A 24,726-nucleotide genomic window follows, 5' to 3' on the forward strand; every position below is an offset into this window, starting at 1 on the left:
CCGGGGAACACGGGCGGGAAGGGAACCCGGCATAGCGGGGAACTGGAGACCGAAGAGGCAACGGGGACGGCCGAGACAGAAGAGGCAACAGGGAGGGTCGAGACAGCGAAAGCACCAGGTATCCGGGCTACCCCGACGTCAGGCGCGGCACCAGCCGCCACCGACGGCAGCCCGGCAGCCCGGCAGCCGCGCCCGCCCCCCCTCTCACCCCTGAACCCACGCGACCGCCGAAGCCCTCCTCCACCCCTCCCCCTACAGCCCGTCAACTCCCCCGCCAACCCGCTCATCAACGGCGATTATCCTCACGGTCCCCCGGGTCACCGCGACCATCTCCCCCGCTCCAAGATCTCGCAGCGCGATGAGCCGGGCGCCCAATGAGGACCGCTCGCGGATCCCCCCGTCACTGGCCAGACGAAACAGCGCGCCGTCCACTCCCCCCACCACGAACCCCCTGCCGCCCACCATCGCCACGACCCCGTCGACGAGCGCCTGCCGGGGAGCCACGTCCCCCAACACCGAGCCGTCTACGGGATCAACTGCCAGATAGCCGGCCGCCCGCCGCTCCCGCAGCCACACCACACCGCCCGTGAACGCGGCGGGTGCCGTCGCGAGATCGGCCTCATGACGGAAGAACCGCTCGGCGAGGCCCGTCTGTCGTTGTCGCAAGGTCACAAGCGACCGCCCGCCACACCGTGCGAGGCACCGCTCCGCACCGAGCACGGTGAACGCCGAACGGTGATCCGTCGGGGCGAGTGGCTCGGGCAACCGCCAGCGGGCCAGTTCGCGGCCGTCGCGCGGATCGATCAGCCACGCCTCCGTACCGGTGCCGAGCAGCACGCCCCCTCCCCACCGCACCGGAAGCACCGTCTCCACCGGGTGCGGCGTCTGCCAGAGCGGCCGCCCGTCCCGCAGGTCGAAGGCGGCCAGGGGCGTGTAACCGCGCCAGCCGCCCGCGATCACTGTCTCGTCCGCGACCACAACGTGGCCCGAGAAGGGCGGCAGTTGGGCACGCCACACCACCGCCCCGGTGGCGAGGTCGAGGCAGGAGAGGATGTCGGTGTCCTGCGCCAGCGCCAGGCAGCGCCCGTCGGCGAGGACCAGGCCACGCGGCCAGGTACCCAGCGGGACGTCCCACCGGACGGAACCGTCACGGCGGCGCAGGCAGACCAGACGGGTGTGGCGCTCATGGACGACGACGTCCTCCCCCGTGGCCGCCACTCGGGAAGCGGTCCCCCTCTGATGCAGCGACCGTTCCCACACCGAGCCGTTCCTCAGCACCGGCTTCTCCTTCACCACGCGCCCCATCCTTCCCGACCGACCGACGTGACGGCGTGCGCGCGGGATGCCAGCCGCGTACGGGTACTCGCGAGGAAGGCAGGGAGAAGAGCAGCGACAAACGCGCGCCGCGGACGAAAACGCCGGAGAGGGTGCCGACCTCGTGGTCGGCACCCTCTCTCAAGCACAGCTCGGCGCGCTCGGCGGCAGACGCTCCCCGCTCAATGTCGCATCAGCCGCGATTCCGCCCGCTGTCAACTACAACCCGCTGTCAGCTACAACCGCTGGTAGACCCGCACCCCTCGCACAGGTAGCAGCTACCGGCTCGCTGCATCTTCGTGCCGCAGGAGAAGCAGAGCGGCGCGTCGGCGTTGATGCCGAGCTGCATCTCTACGAGTTCGGCGTTGTTGTGCGCCTGCTTCGGTGCCGGGACCGCGGTGTTCTCGACGGCCTTGACCGCGGGGGCGGCCTTGGGCGGTTCGGTCTGGCGCGGGGCGGACTGGGCCAGGCCCTCGACGTCGACGTCGTCGGACGGCTCGTAGGAGCCGGTGTCCAGGTGGCGCTGGCGCTCCTCGACGGAGTGGATGCCGAGCGCCGAACGCGTCTCGAAGGGCAGGAAGTCCAGCGCCAGGCGGCGGAAGATGTAGTCGACGATCGACTGCGCCATCCGCAGGTCCGGGTCGTCCGTCATGCCGGCCGGCTCGAAGCGCATGTTGGTGAACTTCGAGACGTAGGTCTCCAGCGGCACGCCGTACTGGAGGCCCACCGAGACCGCGATGGAGAAGGCGTCCATCATGCCCGCGAGGGTCGACCCCTGCTTGGACATCTTCAGGAAGACCTCACCGAGACCGTCGTCCGGGTAGGAATTGGCGGTCATGTAGCCCTCGGCGCCGCCCACGGTGAAGGAGGTGGTGATGCCGGGACGGCCCTTGGGGAGGCGCTTGCGCACCGGGCGGTACTCGACGACCTTCTTCTCGGCGGCCGGAGCGGCCGCGGTGTCGGCGGCCTTCGCCTCGGCGCTGTCCCGCTTCTTGACGGACAGCGGCTGGCCGACCTTGCAGTTGTCGCGGTAGATCGCGAGCGCCTTCAGGCCGAGCTTCCAGCCCTCGAAGTAGACCTCTTCGATCTCCTCGACGGTGGCGGACTCCGGGACGTTGACCGTCTTGGAGATCGCACCGGAGAGGAAGGGCTGCGCCGCGGCCATCATGCGGACGTGGCCCATCGGGGAGATGGCGCGCTCGCCCATGGCGCAGTCGAAGACCTCGTAGTGCTCCTGCTTGAGGCCGGGGGCGTTGACGACGTTGCCGTGGTCGGCGATGTGGGCGACGATCGCCTCGACCTGCTCGGGCTGGTAGCCGAGTCGCTTGAGCGCCTTGGGGACCGTCTGGTTGACGATCTGCATGGAGCCGCCGCCGACGAGCTTCTTGAACTTGACCAGGGCCAGGTCCGGCTCGACGCCCGTGGTGTCGCAGTCCATCATCAGGCCGATGGTGCCGGTCGGCGCGAGGACCGACGCCTGGGCGTTGCGGAAGCCGTTCTTCTCGCCGAGGCGCAGGACGTCCTGCCATGCCTCGGTGGCGGCCGCCCACACCGGGGTGTCGAGGTCGTCCATGCGCACGGCGGTGCCGTTGGCGTCGGAGTGCTGCTTCATGACGCGCTTGTGGGCGTCGGCGTTACGGGCGTAGCCGTCGTACGGGCCGACGACCGCGGCGAGTTCGGCCGAGCGCTTGTAGGAGGTGCCGGTCATCAGGGAGGTGATGGCACCGGCCAGCGCGCGGCCGCCGTCGGAGTCGTAGGCGTGGCCGGTGGCCATCAGCAGGGCGCCGAGGTTGGCGTAGCCGATGCCGAGCTGGCGGAAGGCGCGGGTGGTCTCGCCGATCTTCTCGGTGGGGAAGTCGGCGAAGCAGATGGAGATGTCCATCGCGGTGATGACCAGCTCGACGACCTTGGCGAAGCGCTCGGCCTCGAAGGCCTGGTTGCCGTCGTCGTCGGCGCGCAGGAACTTCAGGAGGTTGAGCGAGGCGAGGTTGCACGAGGAGTTGTCCAGGTGCATGTACTCGCTGCACGGGTTGGACGCGGTGATCCGGCCCGACTCCGGCGAGGTGTGCCAGTGGTTGATGGTGTCGTCGTACTGGATGCCGGGGTCGGCGCACGCCCAGGCGGCCTCCGCCATCTTGCGGAACAGGCCCTTGGCGTCGACCTCCTCGATGACCTCGTTGTCCATCCGGCCGCGCAGGCCGAACTTCGAGCCGGACTCGACGGCCTTCATGAACTCGTCGTTCACGCGGACGGAGTTGTTGGCGTTCTGGTACTGGACGGACGTGATGTCGTCGCCGCCCAGGTCCATGTCGAAGCCCGCGTCGCGCAGGGCGCGGATCTTCTCCTCTTCCTTCACCTTGGTCTCGATGAAGGCCTCGACATCCGGGTGGTCGACGTCCAGGACGACCATCTTGGCGGCGCGGCGGGTGGCGCCGCCCGACTTGATGGTGCCGGCGGAGGCGTCGGCGCCGCGCATGAAGGAGACCGGTCCCGAGGCGTTGCCGCCGGAGGAGAGCAGTTCCTTGGAGGAGCGGATGCGGGAGAGGTTCAGGCCGGCGCCGGAGCCGCCCTTGAAGATCATCCCCTCTTCCTTGTACCAGTCCAGGATCGACTCCATGGAGTCGTCCACGGAGAGGATGAAGCACGCGCTGACCTGCTGCGGCTGCTTGGTGCCGACGTTGAACCAGACCGGCGAGTTGAAGCTGAAGACCTGGTGGAGGAGGGCGTACGCCAGCTCGTGCTCGAAGATCTCGGCGTCCGCCGGGGAGGCGAAGTAGCCGTGGTCCTCGCCGGCCTTGCGGTAGGTCTTGACCACACGGTCGATGAGCTGCTTGAGGCTCGCCTCCCGCGTCGGCGAACCCACCGCGCCGCGGAAGTACTTGCTCGTGACGATGTTGACCGCGTTCACCGACCAGAAGTCGGGGAACTCGACGCCACGCTGCTCGAAATTGACCGAGCCGTCGCGCCAGTTGGTCATGACGACGTCACGGCGCGCCCACTCCACCTCGTCGTACGGATGTACGCCGGGGGTGGTGTGGATGCGCTCGATGCGCAGACCCTTGCTCGCCTTGCTGCCCTTGGCGCGGGAGCCTCGTGCCGGGCCGCTCGTCGTCTCTGTCATTCCGCCTCCCTATACGGGCAAAACGCCCATATGTGCACACTCATTCCGTGGCACGGTTATGTCTTTCCGATGCCGGGGCGTCCTGCTGTGGCCCCGGCCAGGTCCTGGATGCGCGCCGAACTCAGTCGGCGGCGGTGGCGGGCACGGGAACGGCCGGGCCGCCGGCCTCGCCGCCGGTCCCGCGGTCCCGCCCGGGCGGCTCCTGCTCGCGCTGCTCCCGCAGTTCGGCGATGGCCGCCTCGAAGTCCTCGAGCGAGTCGAAGGCCCGGTAGACGGACGCGAAGCGCAGGTACGCGACGAGGTCGAGCTCCTGCAGCGGGCCCAGTATGGCGAGCCCGACGTCATGGGTGGACAGCTCGGCGCTGCCGGTGGCGCGCACCGCCTCCTCGACCCGCTGGCCGAGCTTGGCGAGGGCGTCCTCGGTGACCGGGCGGCCCTGACACGCCTTGCGCACGCCGGCGATGACCTTGTTGCGGCTGAAGGGCTCGGTGACCCCGCTCCGCTTGATCACCATCAGTGATGCCGTTTCGACGGTCGTGAAACGGCGGGAGCAGTCGGGGCACTGGCGGCGCCGGCGGATCGACGTGCCGTCGTCCGTGGTGCGGCTGTCGACGACCCGGCTGTCCGGGTGCCTACAGAAGGGGCAGTGCACGGCTCACCCTCCTCACCCTCGGATACGGACGCACGCCAATGATTCCGGCGTACGGCGAAACAGCCTCCGGCCGGTCCGTACGGGCCCTTCGGAGCAGCCACCAGCATAGGTGATCCGGGGGACCCTCAGGGACCAGCACCACAACTTGTAGGCGGTCGAACGCATGCAAGCACTACATGTGGTGTCGGGCCGCTTATATCTGCCTACGGCGTGTCGTGACGCAGGCGGGCCGGGGGGTCGCCCACGAGGGTACGGGAAGCCACCCGGTCGGCGGGGCGCGGGGGCCGGGATGACAGAATCGGCCGCGCCCGGGACGGCCGGGCGAGAGCGTGCCGCGCAGGGCCGGATCGGACGGCGGCCATACACCCAGCATCTTGATCAGGTCACTAAATCAGTGACTTTTTCACTCGAACGTGTGTTTGGCGCAACCTTTCGAAAGCAACTACCGTTGGCTAACTAGGGAGAACATTTCGAGAGGGGCCGACGTGACCACCACCGCAGACAGCGCGACCATCACCGCACAAAGCCACTCCCAGAGCCGATTCGAGCCTTCCCAATCGGCACGGAACACGACGATGGACGACGCCACGTTGGACTCCGAAGAGCCGAAGCCCACCCGCTCGCTGCCCGGCCGGCCCCCAGGAATCCGCGCCGACAGCTCGGGGCTCACCGATCGCCAGCGCAGGGTGATCGAAGTGATCCGGGATTCGGTGCAGCGGCGCGGCTATCCCCCGTCGATGCGCGAGATCGGCCAGGCGGTCGGGCTGTCCAGCACCTCGTCCGTCGCCCACCAGCTCATGGCCCTGGAGCGCAAGGGCTTCCTGCGGCGCGACCCGCACCGCCCCCGGGCGTACGAGGTCCGCGGCTCGGACCAGTCCACCAGCGCGGCCACGGAGACGGCCGGCAAGCCCGCCGCGTCCTACGTCCCGCTGGTCGGGCGGATCGCGGCCGGCGGCCCGATCCTGGCCGAGGAGTCGGTCGAGGATGTCTTCCCGCTCCCCCGCCAGCTTGTCGGCGACGGCGAACTGTTCGTCCTGAAGGTCGTCGGTGACTCCATGATCGAGGCCGCGATCTGCGACGGCGACTGGGTCACCGTCCGCCGTCAGCCCGTCGCCGAGAACGGCGACATCGTCGCCGCGATGCTCGACGGCGAGGCCACCGTCAAGCGCTTCAAGCGCGAGGACGGCCATGTCTGGCTGTTGCCCCACAACGCCTCCTACCAGCCCATTCCCGGAGACGAGGCGACCATCCTCGGCAAGGTCGTGGCGGTGCTCCGCCGGGTCTGACCCCGCCCGCGCGACTGGGCCCCGGAACCACTGCGCCGGTTCCGGGGCTCTGCCCTTGCCCGGAGCGGGGCCTCTACCCCGCGCCCGGGCCCCAGAGGGAGCCCGTCACTCCGCCTCCGCGGCCTTCGCCGCCGCGTCGATGGCGGCCAGGGACCGCCGGACCTGATTGCGGTCGGTGGTGTACCAGAACTCGGGCATCGACTTGCGGAGGAACGAGCCGTAGCGGGCCCGCTCCACCCGCGGATCCAGGACCGCGACCACACCCCGGTCACCCGTCGCGCGGACGAGACGGCCGGCGCCCTGCGCCATCAGCAGCGCCGCGTGCGTCGCGGCGACCGCCATGAAGCCATTGCCGCCGGCCTCCTCCACGGCCTTTTGCCGGGCGCTCATCAGCGGATCGTCCGGACGCGGGAACGGCACCCGGTCCATCACCACAAGCTGGCAGTTGGCCCCCGGCACGTCGACGCCCTGCCACAGGGACAGCGTGCCGAACAGACACGTACGGGCGTCCGAGGCGAACGTACGGATCAGCTCGCCGAGCGTCTCCTCGCCCTGGAGGAGGATCGGCATGTCCAGGCGCCCGCGCAGCGCCTGGGCCGCGGCCTGCGCGCCGCGCATCGACGAGAAGAGGCCGAGCGTCCGGCCGCCGGCGGCCTCGATCAGCTCCGTCAGCTCATCGAGCATGTCCGCACGGTCGCCCTCACGGCCGGGCGGCGACAGATGGCGGGCGACATAGAGGATGCCCTGCTTGGCGTAGTCGAAGGGCGAGCCGACGTCCAGGCCCTTCCACACGGGGACGTCCTCGCCCTCGGTGCCCTCCGGCGCCAGGCCGAGGGAGGCGCCGACGCCGTTGAAGTCGCCGCCGAGCTTGAGGGTGGCGGAGGTGAGGATGACCGAACGGTCCGCGAAGAGCTTCTCCCGCAGCAGGCCGGAGACCGAGAGGGGCGCGACGCGCAAGGACGCGCCGAAGCGGTCGTGGCGTTCGTACCACACCACGTCGTACTCGGAACCGTTCGCGATGCGCTCCGCCACGGAGTGGACGTTCTCCACCGCGGCCAGGGCCTGCTTGCGGACGGCGTCCTCGTCCTGCACCGACTTGTCACGGGTCGAGCCGAGCGCCGAGATGACGGCGCGGGCCGCGTCGCGCAGCGCCATCAGGCAGTAGCCGAGGTCCTCGGGGATCTCCTCCAGACGGCCCGGCAGGGCCAGCTCCATCAGGCGCTCGAAGGATTCCGCGGCGGTCTGGAGCTGGTCGGCGGCCTTTTCGTTGACGAGCTTGGCGGCCCGGCGCACGGCACGGTTGACCTGGCCGGGGGTCAGCTCGCCGGTGGCGACGCCGGTGACCCGGGAAACCAGCTCGTGGGCCTCGTCGATGATCAGCACCTCGTGCTGCGGGAGGACCGGCGCGCCCTCGATGGCGTCGATCGCCAGCAGCGCGTGGTTGGTGACCACGACGTCGGCGAGCTTGGCGCGCTCCCGGGCGGCCTCGGCGAAGCACTCCGCGCCGTAGGCGCACTTCGAGGCGCCCAGGCATTCCCGGGACGACACCGACACCTGGCCCCAGGCGCGGTCGGAGACGCCGGGGGTCAGGGCGTCCCGGTCGCCGGTCTCGGTCTCGTCCGCCCAGTCACGCAGCCGCAGCAGGTCCTGGCCGAGCTTGCTGGTGGGCGTCGCCTGCTCGAACGGGTCGAACAGGCCGTCCTCCTCTTCCTGCGGGACGCCTTCGTGCAGGCGGTGCAGGCAGAGGTAGTTCGACCGGCCCTTGAGCATCGCGAACTCCGGCCGGCGGCGAAGCTGCGGGTGCAGCGCCTCGACCGTGCGCGGCAGGTCGCGCTCGACGAGCTGGCGCTGCAGGGCGAGCGTGGCCGTCGCGACGACCACTCTCTCGCCGTGGGCCAGCGCCGGCACCAGATAGCCGAGGGACTTTCCGGTGCCGGTGCCGGCCTGCACCAGCAGATGGGCTTGCTCGTCCACGGCTTCGGCGACGGCCTCGGCCATCGCCACCTGGCCGGGGCGCTCGGTGCCGCCGACGGCGGTGACGGCGGCATGGAGCAGATCGGGGAGGGAGGGCTTCGTCATAGCGCTGGCAAGCCTACGCGGGACCACTGACAGCCGGGTCCGTCACGGGAAGTGCAGGGGGTTGGGGACGGTGCCGTGCACCGCGGCGTGCGGGCGGTCGCGGCGGTCGCGGTAGCCGTCGGTGTGCAGCCGGTTGCGGTTCAGGCACAGCCGCTCGATGCGGGGGGTGAGCAGGTCGAAGGTCTCGTGGCGCTCCTTGAGCTCCGGGAAACGCGCCTGGTGGCGCAGGATCTCCGCCCGTACGAGTGACCAGAACTCTCCCTCCTGGACGCCGAGTTGTTCCTCGCACAGCGGCGCGAGGTAGCGGAAGACGCCGACGAACAGGCCGGAGTGGAGGAACTGGATGAGGAAGCCGGGCGGCTCGGTCAGGAGCACCGCGCGCACGTCGGCGGGCATGGAGGCGTGTTCCGGGAGCGGCTCGGAGCTGGTGTTGACGTCGTCCACGAAGTCCTTGACCGCGAGCCGGGTGGGGATGTCGTGTTCGTCGAAGACGACGATGGCGTTCTCGCCGTGCGGGGAGAAGACCGTGCCGTAGCGGTAGAGGAAGTGCAGCAGGGGCGGCAGCAGGGCGGCGAACAGGCGGCGCAGCCAGGCGCGCGGGGCCAGCCCGGAGCGGTGGACCAGTTCGGCGGTCAGGGCGCGGCCGGCGGGGTCGGTCTGGAGGAGGGAGGCCAGGGTGCGGGCGCGCTCGCCGGGGTCGAGGTGGGCGGTGACGGGCTCGCGCCAGATGCAGCCGAGCAGCTCCTTGAACTGGTACGGCACGCCGGGCAGCCGGTCGTAGAGGGGGTGCTCGACGGTGACGGAGGCGGTTTCGCCGAGCAGGATCACCCGGGTCTCGTCGCGCAGGTAGGGGTCCTCGTCGCGCAGGCCGTGGACCCAGCGGGTGACGGCGGGGGCGGCGAGGGTGCGTTCGGTGGGCAGGCCGCGCCAGACCAGGGTGTTGAGGATGGACAGCGGCAGCTTGACGGTGCGCGCCTGGGGGCGGCTGGTGTTGAGGAAGGTGCGGATCGACTGCTGCGGGATCCTGAGGTCGTCGTCCGTGGGCAGCGCGATGAGGGAGCCGTCGGCGAGCTGCGGTGCGAAGAGCGGGGCGATGGTCTCGTCCCACTGCCAGGGGTGGACGGGGAGGTAGAGGTAGTCGGCGGGGTCGCGGCCCTCGTCGCGGAGGGTGCGGGCGAAGGCGGCGCGGGCGCGGGGGGTGAGTTCCTCGGCGTAGAGGCGGTCGGGGGTGGCCAGGGCGGGGACGCCCCGGTAGTGGGCGAGGGTGTGGTGTGCGGCGAGCCAGGGCAGCCGCTGCGGGGTGCGGGCTTCCGGGGCCCAGCGCGCCGCGTCGGAGGCGGAGAAGCCGAGCCGGCCCTTGTTGGCGACGAGCCAGGGATGGCCGGTCTGGTGTCCTTCGAGCGTGGCGTAGTCCAGGTCGGCGAGGTCGGCGGCGCTCAGGGCGGTCGCGTCGAGCCTGGTGTCGGCGGCGAGGGTGGCGGTCAGTTCGCGGATGAGATGGCCGGTGGTGTCGCCGGACAGGCCCAGGACGGTGTCGTGGGCGTGGGCGAGGAAGCGCAGGGGGTCGGTGTCCGGGGTGAGCGAGCGGGGGTCGACGCGCCAGTGTCCGTAGGCGCCGCGGCGGGCGTGGAAGCGGTAGACGAGGTCGTCGGTGACGGGCAGGCGGTAGCGCGGGGTGCCGTCGGGGGCGGTGCCGTCGGGCTCGGGGGTGAGCACTTCCTCGTAGGCGAGCTCCGCCAGGGTCTTGGCGAAGAGCCGGCGGGCGGCGTGCTGCCAGGCGGTGTGTGACGGGCGGGGCGCAGGTGACAAGGCGGGACTCCTCTGGTCGGAACCGGCCCGGCGGGTGCGGGGGGACAACCGGGGCGGCGGGACGGATGGGGAGGGTCTGGGCGGACGGTGGACGAGGGGCGAGAGCGGGGAAGCGGGCGGGTACGAGGGCCGGGACGGGCCCCGGGTGGCGAACCGGTGCGGGTGACGGGGCCGTCGGACGGACGGCGGCGCGGCCGGGCAGGTGGCGGCGGCCCCTGGGTCAGAGCAGGCGGCGGTGGGCGCGGTCGCGGATCATCAGGGCGGCGCGCTTGCCGGGCAGGTCGATCTCGTCGGCGTAGCGGAAGCCGGCGCCGAGGAACGCCGCGACGGAGGGGGTGTTGCGCAGGTCGGGCTCGGCGATGACCCGGCCGCAGCGGGGACGGTGGTCGAGTACGAGATCGGCGGTGGCGCGCAGCAGCGTCGCGCCGAGGCCGCGGCCGCGGTCGCCGACACCGCCGATGAGGACGTGCAGGCCGGTGTCCTGGGGCCGGGCCGGGTAGGAGCGGGCCACCGGGTCGAGGTCGGCGCGGTAGATCTCCCAGTAGCTCATGGGCACGCCGTCCAGCACGCCCAGGCAGGGGACGCTGCGGCCGTCGCCGTCGAGCTGGGCGCGCAGATGGGCCGCGGTGGTCTCCGGCGGCCCGGCCAGCTCCCAGAAGGCGGCGACCGCGGGATCGTTCATCCAGCGGGTGATCCGGTCGAGGTCGCGGCCGAGCCGGACGGGGAGGAGTTCGAACGGGCCGGCGGGGGTGTCGGCCGGGCCCCAGCCCGCCGGGTTGTCCAGCAGCGGACCGGCGGCGGGAGTGCCGGCCGCGACCGGCCGGCACTCCGCCTCGGCGAGCAATGTGCCCCATTCGGGCGCGAGTTGCAGGTCGAGGGTGTCATCGGAGCTGGAGCTGAGGGCGGAGTCGGTGGAGTGCACGGCAACTCTCTCCTCTCGTGGCCGTCCGGCACGCGGCCCCCCGGGTCGGGGGGGCGGCGGTGCCGGGTCGGACGGAGGCCGGTCGGTGACAGCGGACGGGTCGGAGCGGTCAGGGGTCGTGGCGGTCGGGGACCGGGGTCCGGGATCGGGGACGGGTGGGTGGCGGCGGGACGGAGGGAGACGGGGCGGCTATGGGGTGAGGGGGTTGGTCAGGGTGACGTAGACGGACTGGGTGTCGACCGGGCCGACCAGTTCGTCCAGGCCGTGCAGCCGGGTCGCGAGGTTGGCCTTGCAGCGCAGGGTGCGGGCGGTCAGCAGTCGCTCCGGGAGGGTGGAGCGGTGGGCGCGCGGGGCGGCCGCCGCGGCGGTGAGGAACCGCCGGAAGGCGGCGAGCAGGATCTCCTCGCGGACCAGGCGCTCGGCGCCGAAGGCCCCGATGAGGCCGAGGACGTTGTTGATGCCGAGGTAGTAGGCGAACCGCTCGTCGGTGACGTCGTCGGCGACGAAGGTGTCGCTGGCGGTGCCGATGCCGGGCAGCCGCCGCTGGAGCTCCGCGCGGCGCGAGGCGCGGAAGTAGTAGCCCTGGTTGTCGCGGTAGCGCCCGCCGGTCGGCCAGCCGTCGGGGTCCAGCAGCACCAGGGTGTTCTGCTGGTGGGCTTCCAGGGCGACGCCCGCCGTGCCGTCGAGCCAGAGGATGGGACGTACGACGGTTTCGAGGTAGCGCAGGAACCATTCGGTGGCGACGGCGCCGGCGGTGCGGCCGGTCCGGGCGCTGAGCGCGGTGACGACCGCGGCGAGCCGGGAGCGCATCCGCTCGTGGCCGGGCCAGGGGCGCGGGGAGGTGAGGCCGGCGATGCACACGGCGTCGTCGGTGGTGCTGAAGGGATTGTGGCGGATGACGACGTCCAGTCCCTGGACGGGCCGGCCGTCGGGTCCGTCGACGGCGAGATACGCCGGGTCGCGGACGATGTCGAAGCGGGGGTGGACGGCCTGCCACTGCTCGGCGAGGCCGGTGCGCAGCAGGCGGTGCACCTCGACGCCCCGTTGGAGTTCCTTGCGGAGGTTCTCCCGGCGGGAGTTGGTGATGCGCAGGCCGAGGGAGAGCTTGAGCATCGCGTCCACGCCGGGGCGGTAGACGGTGCGGACCGAGGAGGTCGGGTGCCAGCGGGGGCCCCGGGGGCCCAGGTCGTGCAGCAGGCCCGCCTCCCGGAGCGCGCCGACGTCGGGGCGGGCGTCGAGTTCGCGGGCCTGCCAGGGGTGCAGCGGCAGCGGCACGGTGTCGACGGGCAGCATCAGGGCGTCCCCGCACAGGCGGGCGGCGAGCCGCTCGGCGGGCACCGTCTTGCCGCGTTCGGTCCAGGCGGAGTCGGCGGCGACGGCGGAGCGGTGCACGGCCACCCAGTGGAGGGGGAAGGCGCCGCGCAGCTCGGGTGAGTAGGCGCGGGTCTCGGCCTCGCTGAGGCCCTCGCGGCTCTTGGGGGTGGGGTGCAGGGGGTGGCCGAGGAGCAGGGACTGTTCGGCGTCGAGGAAGAGGGAGCCGTGGTCGTCGGCGGGGTGGGCGCGCCGGTCGGCGAGGAAGAGCGCGGTGCCGCGGACGGAGTCGGCGACCCGGCCGACCAGGTCGGCGCCGTCCCCGCCGGGGGGCGTGCCGCCGTTGCCGCGGACCCCCTGCTCGCCCTGGGGCCCTTGGCACGCGTCGCCGTACGCGGCTTCGCGGCACAGCAGCGCGGCGAGGGTGACGGCGTCCACCGGTGCCGCGTCATCGGGCGCGCCTTCGAGGGTGGGCGCGCCGAGCCGGTGCCAGCCGGTGGGCGACCAGTAGCGGACGGGGATGTGCAGGGCGCTCGCGCTGGCGTGCAGCACGAGGCGCAGCGAGCCGTCGGCCGGGCGGCGGGCGCCGCTTTCGCGGATCCAGCAGCGCAGGAGGTTCTCGACGCCCGCGGCGTCGGCGGCGGCGGCCGGGTCCGGGTGGTCGAGAGGGTCGTCGCCGGTGGCGCGGTCGTGGGGCGCGCCGGCGAGGGGGGCGGCCGGGGCGGGGCGGGTGTCGTCCGCCGCGCGTCGTTGCTGGCGCGGTACGGCCTGCTCGATCGTGTCCGCGCCCTGGGGGTGGGCGGGGAGCCGCTCGGCGGCCGGGGTCCCGTCGGAGCCGGGGCGTTCGTTCATGGGGAGGTGCCTCGCAGTGTCGTGGGGGAGGAGCCCGTCGGCCCGGGGGTGGTGCGGACCGCCGCCGCGATGGCGTCGGCGAGGCGGTCGAGGATGGCGTCCGCCTGTTCGTCGGTGATGGTCAGGGGCGGCAGCAGCCGGACGACGGCGCCGCGCCGGCCGCCCAGTTCGACGATCAGGCCGCGGTCCAGGCAGGCGCGCTGGACGGCGGCGGCGAGGGCGGGGTCGGCGGGCCGGGCGCCGGTGGCGTCGGCGTCGGCTTCCCGGTCGACGAGTTCGACGCCGATCATCAGGCCGCGGCCGCGCACGTCGCCCACGCAGTCGTGGCGGGCGGCGAGGCCGCCGAGCCGGGCGAGCATGCGGGCGCCGAGCTCCCCGGCGCGCCGCGCGAGCCCGTTGGCGCGGACGTAGGCGAGGGTGGCGGCCCCGGCGGCCATCGCGAGCTGGTTGCCGCGGAAGGTGCCGGCGTGCGCGCCGGGCTGCCAGAGGTCCAGTTCCTCGCGGTAGACGATCACCGCCAGCGGCAGGCTGCCGCCGATCGCCTTGGACAGGACCAGGACGTCGGGCACGATCCCGCTGTGTTCGACCGCCCAGAAGGTGCCGGTGCGGCCGACGCCGGTCTGCACCTCGTCGGCGATCAGCGGGATCCCGCGGTCGGCGGTGATCTCGCGCATCCGGCGCAGCCAGGCGTCCGGTGCGGGGATCACCCCGCCCTCCCCCTGGACAGGTTCGACGATCAGGCCGGCCGGGCGCGGCACGCCGCTCTTGGGGTCGTCGAGCAGGCTCTCGGTCCAGCGCGCGGAGAGTTCGGCGCCGCGTTCGCCGCCGGTGGCGAACGGGCAGCGGTAGTCGTACGGGTAGGGCAGCCGGGTCACGCCCGGGTGGCGCGCTCCGCCGGAGGCGGCCAGGGCTCCTGAGGTCATGCCGTGGTAGGCGCCGGAGAAGGCCATCAGGCCGTCGCGGCCGGTGGCGGTGCGTACGAGGGAGAACGCGGCCTCGACCGCGTCCGTGCCGGCCGGGCCGCAGAACTGGATGCGCCCGTTTCGCGCCAACTCCGGTGGCAGGGTGGCGAAAAGCTCGGTGGTGAAGGCGTCCTTGACGGGGGTGGCCAGGTCCAGGACGTGCAGCGGCGCGCCGGAATCGAGGACCGTGCGGATCGCTTCGAGGACGACCGGGTGGTTGTGCCCGAGGGCCAGCGTGCCGGCGCCGGAGAGGCAGTCGAGATAACGCCGGCCGTCGGCGCCCTCGATGGTCAGGCCGCGGGCGCGCACCGGGACGATGGGCAGCGAGCGCGCGTACGTGCGGGCGGCGGACTCCCGCAGGGACTGCCGGCGCAGGATCCCCTCATGGGCCGGCGGTGCCGCCGCCGGCGCGGTTTCGGTCAGGGCCACGGCAGTTGTGTCCTCCTGCTGATGAGCTGCATGATGCCGCGCGGCCCGCTGCGGACAGCCCGGCGCTCCCCCGTACGTACCAACGACGGTGCGGGTGCCGGATCACGGTCGGCGCCAAGATCCTTGCTCCGGGAACCGGGGACCCGGCTGCCGCCGTCCCCATCGGCACCGGCATAGTGGTGGCTTGCGCCGGGATCTTGAGGTTCATGACAAGAGGCACCTCGGCGCGAGTCCACACCGGCCACACCAGCCTGAAGAGCGAATTGACCAGGGGGAACCCACCCATGCGATCCATACGTCGGCCAGTCCTGGCCGCCGCAGCCCTCACCGCCGTGCTCGCGATGACCGTCACCGCCTGCGGCCCCGAGGGTGACCAGGCGGACTCCAAGCCCACCCAGTCCGCGGGTCAGGACACCACGGGTGGGGGTGACATCAAGATTCCCCAGGAGATCCAGGACAAGCTGAAGGAACACGGCATCGACCTGGACAAGTGGAAGAACGGCGAGTGGAAGAACTGGGACAAGGACAAGTGGCTCCGCGAGGCCGGGGAGTTCATCAACCCGATCATCAAGGACTTCTGGAACCCGGACAAGATCGACAAGGTCAAGCCGCCGAAGGACCCCAGCAAGCCTGAGGACATCTCCGAGGACCAGGGCAAGACCGACCCGGAGCCCGCCGCGGTCCCGGCCCAGCCGGTCCGGACCCCGTACACCTCCACCGCTCCGGGCGTCGGCCTGCTGCTGTTCAGCACCCCCGAGGGCGAGTCGCGCTGTTCGGCGACCGTCGTGAAGGACCCGGCGCACCCGGGCAAGTCCAACCTGGTGTGGACTGCCGCGCACTGTGTGCACGCCGGTAAGAACGGCGGCTGGTACCGCAACATGATGTTCGTGCCGAACTTCAACCGGACCGGCCAGCCCGCCACCAAGATGAAGACCACCCCCTTCGAGGACCGCGTCCCGTCGGGCAAGTGGTGGGCGGACGACATGGCGACGTCCGACCAGTGGATCAAGGCCGGCGGCGCCGTTCCGGGTGTTCCGATGGCCCCGTACGACTACGCGCTGATGCACGTCAAGCCGGAGGCGAACACCGGCGGCAAGTCGCTGGAGGAGGTCGCCGGTGGCGCGTACGCGGTGGACTTCAACGCTCCGGCGATGAACAAGATCCCGAGCCTGACCGCGCAGGGCTACCCGGCCGAGGCGCCGTTCGACGGTGCCGTCCAGCAGCAGTGCACCGACAAGCCGACCCGCCTGTCGATGGACGCGCAGAAGCCGACCATGTACCGCATCGGCTGCACCATGACCGGTGGTTCCTCCGGTGGCCCCTGGTTCGTCAAGGGCAAGGACGGCAAGCCCGTCCTGGTCTCCAACATGTCGATGGGGCCGCGCCCGGCCCGTTGGTCGGCCGGCCCGCACCTGGGCCCGGAGGCCAAGTCGATCTTCGACAGCATGAGCAAGAAGTGGGCCGCCAAGCAGTAAGCGCCCCACGGGGCGGTGCCGGTCAATGGCACCGCCCCTGACGCCCGACGTGCGAAGGCCCGCCCCCGTGTTCCCGGGGGCGGGCCTTCGTGTTGTCCGGAACGGTTCGTGCCGTGGCCGCCGTTCCGTGCCGGGGCCGCTACGCGGCCGGCACGAACGGTTCGAACTCCGCGGCCAGTTCCTCGTGCACCCGCGCCTTCAGCACCGTGCCGTCGGCGGTGTGCTCCTCGGAGATGACCTCGCCCTCGGCGTGCGCCCGTGAGACCAGGGCGCCCTGGGTGTAGGGCACCAGTGCCTCGATCTCGACCTCGGGGCGCGGCAGTTCCTCGTCCAGGAGGGTCAGCAGCTCCGTCATGCCCTGGCCGGTGCGCGCCGAGACCGCGATGGCGTGCTTCTCGTTGCGCAGCAGGCGCTGGAGGACCAGCGGGTCGGCGGCGTCCGCCTTGTTGACGACCACGATCTCGGGCACGTCCGTGGCTCCGACGTCGCGGATCACCTCGCGCACCGCGGCGAGCTGCTCCTCGGGCACCGGATGGGAGCCGTCGACCACGTGGAGGATGAGGTCGGATTCGCCGACCTCCTCCATCGTGGAGCGGAACGCCTCGACGAGGTGGTGCGGCAGGTGCCGGACGAATCCGACGGTGTCGGCGAGGGTGTAGAGCCGCCCGCTGGGCGTCTCGGCCCGCCGGACGGTCGGGTCCAGGGTGGCGAAGAGGGAGTTCTCCACCAGCACCCCGGCGCCGGTGAGGCGGTTGAGCAGGGAGGACTTGCCGGCGTTGGTGTAGCCGGCGATGGCGACCGAGGGGACCTTGTTGCGCCGGCGTTCCTGGCGCTTGATGTCGCGGCCGGTCTTCATCTCCGCGATCTCCCGGCGCATCTTCGCCATCTTCTCGCGGATCCGCCGCCGGTCCGTCTCGATCTTGGTCTCACCGGGGCCGCGGGTGGCCATGCCGCCGCCACCGCTGGATCCGCCGCCGCCCATCTGACGGGACAGCGACTGGCCCCAGCCGCGGAGCCTGGGCAGCATGTACTGCATCTGCGCCAGGGACACCTGCGCCTTGCCCTCCCGGGACTTGGCGTGCTGGGCGAAGATGTCGAGGATCAGGGCGGTGCGGTCGACCACCTTGACCTTGACGACGTCCTCCAGGTGGATGAGCTGGCCCGGGGAGAGCTCACCGTCGCACACGACGGTGTCCGCCCCGGATTCGAGCACGATGTCGCGCAGCTCCAGCGCCTTGCCGGAGCCGATGTAGGTGGCCGGGTCCGGCTTGTCGCGGCGCTGGATGACGCCGTCGAGCACGAGAGCACCGGCGGTCTCCGCCAGCGCGGCCAGCTCGGCGAGCGAGTTCTCCGCGTCGTTCACCGTCCCCGAGGTCCATACGCCGACGAGGACCACGCGCTCCAGGCGGAGCTGGCGGTACTCGACCTCGGTGACGTCCTCGAGTTCGGTGGAAAGGCCCGCCACGCGTCGCAGCGCCGCGCGCGCCGAGCGGTCGTACTGGTCGCCGTCACGCTCCCCGTCGATCTCGTGGCTCCAGGCGACGTCCTCTTCCATCAGGGCGTCGGCCCGAAGGCTCTCGGGGAGGCGCTGTCGGTCCTGCGGAAGGGAAGAAGAGGAGGTCATTTGATCCTTTGTGTCGTTGGGAAGTCCTCGCCGGGGACCTGCCGGCCCCCTGGGACTGTCAGTGGTGACAACGCCCGGACCGTCCCGGAGATTCCCGGGCCCGCCGGCGTCGACCCGTCGATGGTCCCACGGGCGGTGGCGGCCGTCACGCGGGTTTTCCGGGCGCTCGCCCCCGAAGCCGCCGCCCTGGGCCCGGGCGGCGGCTTCGGGGGCGAGCCGTGGCCTCAGCGGGCCTTGTGGGCCTTGTGGGGCTTCTCCGCCTTCTGGGCTTTCTGAGGCTTCAGGGCCTTCCACTGGGGCTGCCCGGGCATCGGCGGGGTCTTCGTGCCGTACAGCCAGCTCTTGAGGAAGCCGGTCAGGTCCTGGCCGGCGACGCGGGAAGCCAGCGCGACGAAGTCCGCGGTGCCGGCCACGCTGTCGCGGTGCTCGGCCACCCAGGCGCGCTCCAGGCGGTCGAAGGCGGCCGGGCCGATCTTCTGCCGCAGGGCGTACAGGACCAGCGCGCTGCCGTCGTAGACGACCGGACGGAAGATGCTGATCTTCTTGCCGGGGCTGGACGCCTTGGGCGCCGCGGGCGGGCCGCCCTCGGCGCGCCAGCGGTCGGAGGACTCGTACGCCCGGCGCATCCGCTCCTGGAGGGTGCCCCGCTTTCCGCTCCGCTCCTGGGCGTAGAGCGCCTCGTACCAGGTGGCGTGCGCCTCGTTGAGCCAGACGTCGGACCAGCGGCGCGGGCTGACGCTGTCGCCGAACCACTGGTGGGCCAGCTCGTGCAGCATCACCGACTCGACGTACCAGGCGGGCAGGCGGGGTGTGGTGAACAGGCGCTTCTCGAACAGCGACAGGGTCTGGGTCTCCAGCTCGAAGCCGGTCTCGGCGTCCGCGATCAGCACCCCGTACGTCTCGAAGGGGTAGCGGCCGATCTTGCGTTCCAGCCACGCGATCTGGGCCGGGGTCTTCGCCGCCCAGCGCCCGAGCGCGGTCCGGTCCGCGGTCGGCAGGACGTCCCGCACCGGCAGGCCGTGCGGACCGCGGCGGGTGACCACGCTGGACCTGCCGATGGAGACCTGGGCCAGCTCGGTGGCCATGGGGTGCGCGGTGCGGTACGTCCAGGTGCGGCGCGGGCCGTCTCCCGCGCGTTTGTCCAGGAGCAGTCCGTTGGCGACGGCCGTCAGCTCGCGCGGCGCGGTGACGCGGAAGGTGAAGCGGGCCTTGTCGGAGGGGTGGTCGTTGCAGGGGAAGACGCGGTGTGCGGCGTCGGCCTGGTTGGCCATCGCCAGTCCGTCGGAGGTGCGGATCCAGCCGCCGTCGCTCTTGCCCCGCGGGTCGCTGGTGTGGTGGACGACGATCTCCATCTCGTCGCCGGCGAAGACGGGGATCATGGGCGTGACGACCAGGTCCTCGCCGTGCCGCTCGTGGCGCGCGGGCAGGCCGTCGACCTCCACGGACCGGACGGTGCCGTGGGCGAAGTCGAGGTTGAGGTGGTCGAGCTCGGTGGTGGCGCGGGCGGTGATCTCGGTGACGGCGGTCAGCGGGCGGTCGTTGTGGCCGGAGTAGTCCAGGGCCACGTCGTAGGACAGGACGTCGTAGCCGGGGTTGCCGAGGGTGGGGAAGAGGCGGTCACCGATTCCGCGCGGGCCGGTGGCCGGGGGCGCGGCGGCGCCGAGGGTGACGAGGGCGGCGAGGCCCACGGCGGCGGCGCGGCGGCCGGCCCGCGCGGGGAGCCGGCCGCGCGGGGCGCGCGCCAGGGCGCGGTCGGGCTGGTCGGGATCGCCGGACGGGTGGCGCGAGGGAAGCGACATGGGCTACCGCTATCAGCGTGACCCGCCCGCCCGTGGGTGGCGCGGCCCTACTGCACCCGAACGGGCGGCGGTTGGTGCGTCCGGCTTACGCTGCCGGCTCCGGCGGCCGCTACGGGCGCAGGGCGGCGGCCGGCCGGGCGCGGCCGGCGCGCAACACGTCGAAGACGCCGGGGACTTGGCGCATCGCGCGCATCAGGGACGGCAGGCCGGCGGCGTTGGGCAACTGGAGGGTGTAGGTGTGGCGGACCCGCTGCTCGTGCGGGGGTTCGACGGCGGCCGATACCACGGCGGCGCCCTGGGTGGCGATCACTTCGGTGAGGTCGGCCAGCAGGTGGGGCCGGCTGAACGCCTCGGCGAGGAGGGTCACCCGGCAGCCCTGGCCGCTCTTGCCCGCGCCCCGCCAGCGCACGCCCACCGGCTGCCGTCCGGTCGCGGCCATGCGGGCGACGACCGGGCACAGGGCGCGGTGGACGGTGACCGTGCCGCCGCGGACGGCGAAGCCGGTGACGGTGTCGGGCGGTACGGGGGTGCAGCAGCCCGCGAGTCGTACGGCGGCGCCGGGCAGGTCCGCGACGGCCAGGCCGGCGGCGGGTGTGGCAGAGTCCGGGGCGGGGGTGTCGTGGGCGGCGGAGGCACCGTGGCCATCCACGGGGCGGGTGGGGTGGGCGTGGCGGACGGGGTGGGCCGTGGGGTGCGGGGTCTGGCGTCCGCCGCCCCGCCGCGCGTCGGCCAGCCACCGGGCGATGGCGAGCCGCGCGGCGGGCGTCCGGGCGTGATCGAGCCACTCCGGTGAGGGGCCGGTCGCGGAATCCGGGGCCATCAGCAGATGCAGGCTGTCGCCGTCGTGCAGGACGGTGGAGAGCGTCGCGAGGCGGCCGTTGACCCGGGCGCCGATGCAGCAGTGCGCCGCCTCGCCGTGCCGGGCGTACGCGGCGTCCACGCAACTGGCGCCCGGTGGCAGCCCGATGGCGCCGCCCGAGCCACCCTCGGCGGCCTCCGGCAGGCCGTCGGCGCAGAAGACCGTGATCTCCCCCTCCTGGGCGAGATCGTCGCGCAGGGAGGTCCAGAAGGTGTCCGGGTCGGGGGTGGTCCGCTGCCATTCCAGGAGCCGGGACAGCCAGCCGGGGCGCGTCGGGTCGGCCCGCTCGCCGTCGGGGGTGTCGGTGCCGTCCGGGGGCGCGTACGGATTGCCCAGGGCGATCACCCCGGCCTCGGCGACCCGGTGCATCTGGTGGGTGCGGATGAGCGTCTCGGCGATCTCGCCGCGTTCGCCGGTGACGGCGGTGTGCAGGGATTGGTAGAGGTTGAACTTGGGGGCGGCGATGAAATCCTTGAATTCGGAGACGACCGGGGTGAAACAGGTGTGCAGTTCGCCGAGGACGGCGTAGCAGTCGGCGTCCTCGGCCACCAGGACCAGCAACCGCCCCAGGTCCGCGCCGGTCACCTCGCCGCGCGCCAGCCGGACGCGGTGGACGGAGACGAAGTGCCGTGGGACGACATGGACTTCGGCGCCGATGTCGGCCTCGTCCAGGGTGTGGCGCACCCGCTCGGCGAGGGCGTCCAGCGGGCCGGGCCGGCCGGCGTGCTCCAGCACCAGGCGGCGCGTCGCGGCGTACTCCTCCGGGTGGAGGATGGCGAAGACCAGATCCTCCAGTTCGCTCTTGAGCGCCTGCACGCCCAGGCGTTCGGCGAGCGGGATCAGCACGTCGCGGGTCACCTTGGCGATCCGGGCCTGCTTCTCGGGGCGCATCACGCCCAGGGTGCGCATGTTGTGCAGCCGGTCGGCGAGCTTGATGGACATCACCCGGACGTCGTTGCCGGTGGCGACCAGCATCTTGCGGAAGGTCTCCGGCTCGGCCGCCGCGCCGTAGTCGACCTTCTCCAGCTTGGTGACACCGTCGACGAGGTAGCAGACCTCGGCGCCGAACTCCGTCCGCACCTGGTCGAGTGTCACCTCGGTGTCCTCGACGGTGTCGTGCAGCAGCGAGGCGGTCAACGTCGTGGTCTCGGCGCCCAGTTCGGCGAGGATGAGGGTCACCGCGAGGGGGTGCGTGATGTACGGCTCGCCGCTCTTGCGCATCTGGCCGCGGTGCGAGGACTCCGCCAGCGCGTACGCCTTGCTGAGGATGTCGAGGTCGGCGTCCGGATGGTGGCCGCGGTGGACCTTGGCGACGTGCTCCAGCGCGTCCGGGAGGCCGTCGCGGGGCGCGGGGCCGAGCAGCGCGGCGCGACCGATCCTGCGCAGCCCCGCCAGCTCCAGACGGGGAAGGCCGCGCCTGCGGCCCGCTGCTTCAGGGTTACCAGGGTTAGTGGCCTCTGCGCTCATGGGCACCTCCGGCAGCGTCGACCGGCGGTGGGGCGTCGTCAGTCGGACGTCCGGGCCGGTGCTTGATGCTATCGAGCCCATCACGCAGCGCTGTCCCCCTCTCGCCCAGAGTGAAACGGATCACCCATTCGAGCGAATATTTCGGGGTGGGCCGTGTCCCTCAGGCGAGGGCCGTGGTGAGCCAGGCCGGGTCGAAGGTGCCCTCGGCGACGATCACCGCGGGGCCCGTCATCTCGACCGTGCCGTCGGGCAGCTCCGTGATCGACAGGCTGCCGCCCAGCACGTCGACGGTGTACGTGACGGGCTCGCCGGTCAGGGCCGGGTCCGTGCCGTCCCGGCGGGCGGTGGCCACGGCGACCGCGCAGGCGCCCGTGCCGCAGGAGCGGGTCTCGCCCGAGCCGCGCTCGTGCACGCGCATCGCGACATGGCGCGGGCCGCGGTCGGCGACGAACTCGATGTTCACGCCGTCGGGATAAACCGACGCTGGGCCGAACGGCGGTACGCCGCGCAGCTCACCGGCGTGGGCCAGGTCCTCGACGAACGCGACGGCGTGCGGGTTGCCCATGTTCACGTTGCGGGCCGGCCAACTGCGGCCGTCCACGGTGACCACGACGCTCTCCGGCGGCAGCTCGGCGCGGCCCATCGAGACGGTCACGTCGCCGGTCTTGGCCAGGTGCACGCGGCGGATGCCGGCGCGGGTCGCGAGGGCGAGATCGCCCGCCTCGGCCAGGCCGGCGTGCAGCAGGTAGCGCGCGAAGACGCGGACGCCGTTGCCGCACATCTCGGCGATCGAGCCGTCGCCGTTGCGGTAGTCCATGAACCACTCGGCCTCGCCGGCCAGCGCGCGGGCCTCGGGGTGGGCGGCGGAGCGCACCACGCGCAGCAGGCCGTCGCCGCCCAGGCCGGCGCGGCGGTCGCAGATCCTCGCGACGGCGGACGCGGACAGGTCGAGGCGGCCGGCCGGGTCCGGAACGATCACGAAGTCGTTCTCGGTGCCGTGGCCCTTGAGGAAGGCGATGCGCGTGGTCACCCTTGAATCGTACGGGGTGCGCGGGCGGCCGGGAGCGGGGCCCGGGTCAGCGCAGCCGGGCCACGCGCCAGATCGCGAGGGCGGCGAGGGTGGCCACCACGGCGGTGTAGAGGACGATGACGCGCCAGCTCGGGCGGCGTCCGGAGTCGCGGGCCGGGAAGCCGGGCCAGGTGTGACCGACGCGGCGGGCGGCCATCATGCCCCAGCCGGCGGCGCAGCAGCACAGCAGCAGGCCGAGCATCGCTATCACCGCGCCCCCGTCGCCGCCGAACTCGAAGGCGAGGGGGAAGGCGAACATCAGGGATCCGACGGCGGCGAGGATGACGATCGGCGCGAGCTGCCACAGGCGCAGCCTGCGCGGCGGACGCAGTTCGCGGAAGGACTCGCCGCCCTCGGCGGGCCCCTCGGGGCTGTCCGAGTCGTCCAGCGCGGCCGGACCGGACAGGTCGTCCAGGCCGTCCCCGGCCGGCGGTGCCATGTCGTCGCGGTCCGGTTGCTGCGCTCTGTTGCGAGGGCCGGCCTCCATTGCCACGCGCCCTCCCCACTGCAGATTGCACGCTTCGATCGAAGGTCGATGATGACACGCTCTCAGGGGCCCGGAGGACGGCCGGAGCGTCCCGATGCCATGACGTGATCAGGCTGTGACCGGTCGTTCGAGCAACGCCAGCGCGAGCCGGGGGAGTTCCGCCCGGCGGTCGGCGGCGCCGCTGAGCCAGTGGACGCGCGGGTCCCGGCGGAACCACGAGTCCTGGCGGCGCGCGAAGCGCTTGGTGGCGCGGACGGTCTCCTCGCGCGCCTCCCGCTCGGTGCACTCCCCCGCCAGTTGGGAGAGGACCTGCTGGTAGCCGAGCGCCCGGGACGCCGTCCGGCCCTCGCGCAGTCCCTGGGCCTCCAGGCGGCGCACCTCGTCGACGAGCCCGGCCTCCCACATGCGGTCCACCCGCCGGGCGATCCGCTCGTCCAGTTCGGGACGCTCGACGTCCACGCCGATCTGGAGGGTGTCGTAGACCGCTTCGTGTCCGGGGAGGTTGGCGGTGAAGGGCCGGCCGGTGATCTCGATGACTTCGAGGGCGCGCACGATGCGGCGGCCGTTGCCGGCGAGGATCGCCCGGGCCGCCTCGGGGTCGGCGGCGGCCAGGCGGGCGTGCAGGGCGCCGCTGCCCAGCTCGGCGAGCTCGGCCTCCAGGCGGGCGCGGACCTCGGGGTCGGTGCCGGGGAAGTCCAGGGCGTCGATGGCGCCGCGTACGTAGAGGCCGGAGCCGCCGACGAGGACGGGGGTGCGGCCCTCGGCGAGCAGCCGGTCGATCTCGGCACGGGCCAGCCGCTGGTATTCGGCGACGCTCGCGGCGCGGGTGACGTCCCAGATGTCGAGGAGGCGGTGCGGGATGCCCTGGCGCTCCTCGGGGGTCAGTTTGGCGGTGCCGATGTCCATGCCCCGGTAGAGCTGCATGGAGTCGGCGTTGATGACCTCGCCGCCCAGGTGCCGGGCGAGCGCGACGCCCAGATCGGACTTTCCGGCAGCAGTGGGACCGACGACGGCGATGACCCGCGGAGCGGGAACGGCGATGTTCACCCGGCCAGTCTCGCAAACATCACGCCCCCATCTCGAACGAGCGACGTGCCGGGCCACGGAGGAGGTGGCGGCGCGTGGCGGGGGATGCCCGGGCAGCGCGGGATTTCGTCCGGATGAGTAGGGTAAAAGCAGTTATGGGCGTGTTCGCGCGGTCTCCGCGGA

16 protein-coding genes are annotated in these 24,726 nt (G+C 72.5%); 2 read left to right on the forward strand and 14 right to left on the reverse strand.

Annotated elements, in window-relative coordinates; all coding sequences use genetic code 11:
* Positions 1-252: 252 nt before the first annotated feature.
* The 3 genes from ACZ45Z_RS23830 to nrdR all read right to left on the reverse strand — a co-directional run bounded on the left by ACZ45Z_RS23830 (position 253) and on the right by nrdR (position 5,087).
* Positions 253-1,296: an outer membrane protein assembly factor BamB family protein gene (locus ACZ45Z_RS23830; RefSeq protein WP_468365795.1), complete on the reverse strand. Its 1,044-nt coding sequence runs from the start codon at positions 1,294-1,296 to the stop codon at positions 253-255.
* A 250-nt stretch (positions 1,297-1,546) separates the two neighbouring features.
* Complete coding sequence (locus ACZ45Z_RS23835; protein ID WP_468365798.1) at positions 1,547-4,435, reverse strand: vitamin B12-dependent ribonucleotide reductase; 2,889 nt, start codon at positions 4,433-4,435, stop codon at positions 1,547-1,549.
* 121 nt (positions 4,436-4,556) lie between these two features.
* Positions 4,557-5,087 (reverse strand): transcriptional regulator NrdR, encoded by a 531-nt coding sequence (gene nrdR / locus ACZ45Z_RS23840; protein ID WP_468365801.1) that lies wholly within the window; start codon positions 5,085-5,087, stop codon positions 4,557-4,559.
* Between the two features lie 485 nt (positions 5,088-5,572).
* On the opposite strand from nrdR, the gene lexA reads away from it, so the two are divergent.
* Positions 5,573-6,373 (forward strand): transcriptional repressor LexA, encoded by an 801-nt coding sequence (lexA, locus tag ACZ45Z_RS23845; protein ID WP_468365804.1) that lies wholly within the window; start codon positions 5,573-5,575, stop codon positions 6,371-6,373.
* A gap of 105 nt (positions 6,374-6,478) precedes the next feature.
* Here the strand turns inward: lexA and ACZ45Z_RS23850 are convergent, their stop codons facing one another.
* The 5 genes from ACZ45Z_RS23850 to ACZ45Z_RS23870 form a co-directional block, all read right to left on the reverse strand.
* Entirely contained in the window at positions 6,479-8,452 is a 1,974-nt protein-coding gene (locus ACZ45Z_RS23850; protein ID WP_468365806.1) for an ATP-dependent DNA helicase, read from the reverse strand.
* 42 nt (positions 8,453-8,494) lie between these two features.
* Positions 8,495-10,261: an IucA/IucC family protein gene (locus ACZ45Z_RS23855; RefSeq protein ID WP_468365809.1), complete on the reverse strand. Its 1,767-nt coding sequence runs from the start codon at positions 10,259-10,261 to the stop codon at positions 8,495-8,497.
* A gap of 220 nt (positions 10,262-10,481) precedes the next feature.
* Complete coding sequence (locus ACZ45Z_RS23860) at positions 10,482-11,183, reverse strand: GNAT family N-acetyltransferase (protein WP_468365811.1); 702 nt, start codon at positions 11,181-11,183, stop codon at positions 10,482-10,484.
* Positions 11,184-11,372: 189 nt separating this feature from the next.
* Positions 11,373-13,346 carry an IucA/IucC family protein gene (locus ACZ45Z_RS23865; protein WP_468365814.1) on the reverse strand — a complete coding sequence of 658 codons (1,974 nt, stop codon included), beginning with the start codon at positions 13,344-13,346 and terminating at the stop codon, positions 11,373-11,375.
* Positions 13,343-14,737: a diaminobutyrate--2-oxoglutarate transaminase family protein gene (locus ACZ45Z_RS23870; protein ID WP_468365816.1), complete on the reverse strand. Its 1,395-nt coding sequence runs from the start codon at positions 14,735-14,737 to the stop codon at positions 13,343-13,345. Before ACZ45Z_RS23870 ends, ACZ45Z_RS23865 begins: the two co-directional genes overlap by 4 nt.
* Positions 14,738-15,021: 284 nt before the next feature.
* On the opposite strand from ACZ45Z_RS23870, the gene ACZ45Z_RS23875 reads away from it, so the two are divergent.
* Positions 15,022-16,212 (forward strand): trypsin-like serine peptidase, encoded by a 1,191-nt coding sequence (locus tag ACZ45Z_RS23875; RefSeq protein WP_468365819.1) that lies wholly within the window; start codon positions 15,022-15,024, stop codon positions 16,210-16,212.
* A 139-nt stretch (positions 16,213-16,351) separates the two neighbouring features.
* Here the strand turns inward: ACZ45Z_RS23875 and hflX are convergent, their stop codons facing one another.
* The 6 genes from hflX to miaA all read right to left on the reverse strand — a co-directional run bounded on the left by hflX (position 16,352) and on the right by miaA (position 24,564).
* Positions 16,352-17,836: a GTPase HflX gene (hflX, locus tag ACZ45Z_RS23880; protein WP_468365822.1), complete on the reverse strand. Its 1,485-nt coding sequence runs from the start codon at positions 17,834-17,836 to the stop codon at positions 16,352-16,354.
* Positions 17,837-18,060: 224 nt separating this feature from the next.
* Positions 18,061-19,635, reverse strand: a complete 1,575-nt coding sequence (locus tag ACZ45Z_RS23885) for a M1 family metallopeptidase (RefSeq protein ID WP_468365825.1) — start codon at positions 19,633-19,635, stop codon at positions 18,061-18,063.
* A 109-nt stretch (positions 19,636-19,744) separates the two neighbouring features.
* Positions 19,745-21,961: a RelA/SpoT family protein gene (locus ACZ45Z_RS23890; RefSeq protein WP_468365828.1), complete on the reverse strand. Its 2,217-nt coding sequence runs from the start codon at positions 21,959-21,961 to the stop codon at positions 19,745-19,747.
* A gap of 160 nt (positions 21,962-22,121) precedes the next feature.
* Complete coding sequence (gene dapF / locus ACZ45Z_RS23895) at positions 22,122-22,991, reverse strand: diaminopimelate epimerase (protein ID WP_468365830.1); 870 nt, start codon at positions 22,989-22,991, stop codon at positions 22,122-22,124.
* Positions 22,992-23,037: 46 nt separating this feature from the next.
* On the reverse strand, positions 23,038-23,517 hold the full coding sequence (locus ACZ45Z_RS23900) for a hypothetical protein (protein WP_468365833.1): 480 nt from the start codon (positions 23,515-23,517) through the stop codon (positions 23,038-23,040).
* 108 nt (positions 23,518-23,625) lie between these two features.
* On the reverse strand, positions 23,626-24,564 hold the full coding sequence (miaA, locus tag ACZ45Z_RS23905; protein ID WP_468365836.1) for a tRNA (adenosine(37)-N6)-dimethylallyltransferase MiaA: 939 nt from the start codon (positions 24,562-24,564) through the stop codon (positions 23,626-23,628).
* Positions 24,565-24,726: the final 162 nt, after the last annotated feature.

The organism is Streptomyces sp. NPDC031210 (genome assembly GCF_055570395.1).

Bases quoted from the DNA above. Each gene is read 5' to 3' on its own strand.
- ACZ45Z_RS23835 (WP_468365798.1), bottom strand. From the start codon at position 4,435: ATGACAGAGACGACGAGCGGCCCGGCACGAGGCTCCCGCGCCAAGGGC.
- ACZ45Z_RS23850 (WP_468365806.1), bottom strand. From the start codon at position 8,452: ATGACGAAGCCCTCCCTCCCCGATCTGCTCCATGCCGCCGTCACCGCC.
- ACZ45Z_RS23865 (WP_468365814.1), bottom strand. From the start codon at position 13,346: ATGAACGAACGCCCCGGCTCCGACGGGACCCCGGCCGCCGAGCGGCTC.
- ACZ45Z_RS23875 (WP_468365819.1), top strand. From the start codon at position 15,022: ATGCGATCCATACGTCGGCCAGTCCTGGCCGCCGCAGCCCTCACCGCC.
- hflX (WP_468365822.1), bottom strand. From the start codon at position 17,836: ATGACCTCCTCTTCTTCCCTTCCGCAGGACCGACAGCGCCTCCCCGAG.
- ACZ45Z_RS23885 (WP_468365825.1), bottom strand. From the start codon at position 19,635: ATGTCGCTTCCCTCGCGCCACCCGTCCGGCGATCCCGACCAGCCCGAC.
- ACZ45Z_RS23890 (WP_468365828.1), bottom strand. From the start codon at position 21,961: ATGAGCGCAGAGGCCACTAACCCTGGTAACCCTGAAGCAGCGGGCCGC.
- ACZ45Z_RS23900 (WP_468365833.1), bottom strand. From the start codon at position 23,517: ATGGAGGCCGGCCCTCGCAACAGAGCGCAGCAACCGGACCGCGACGAC.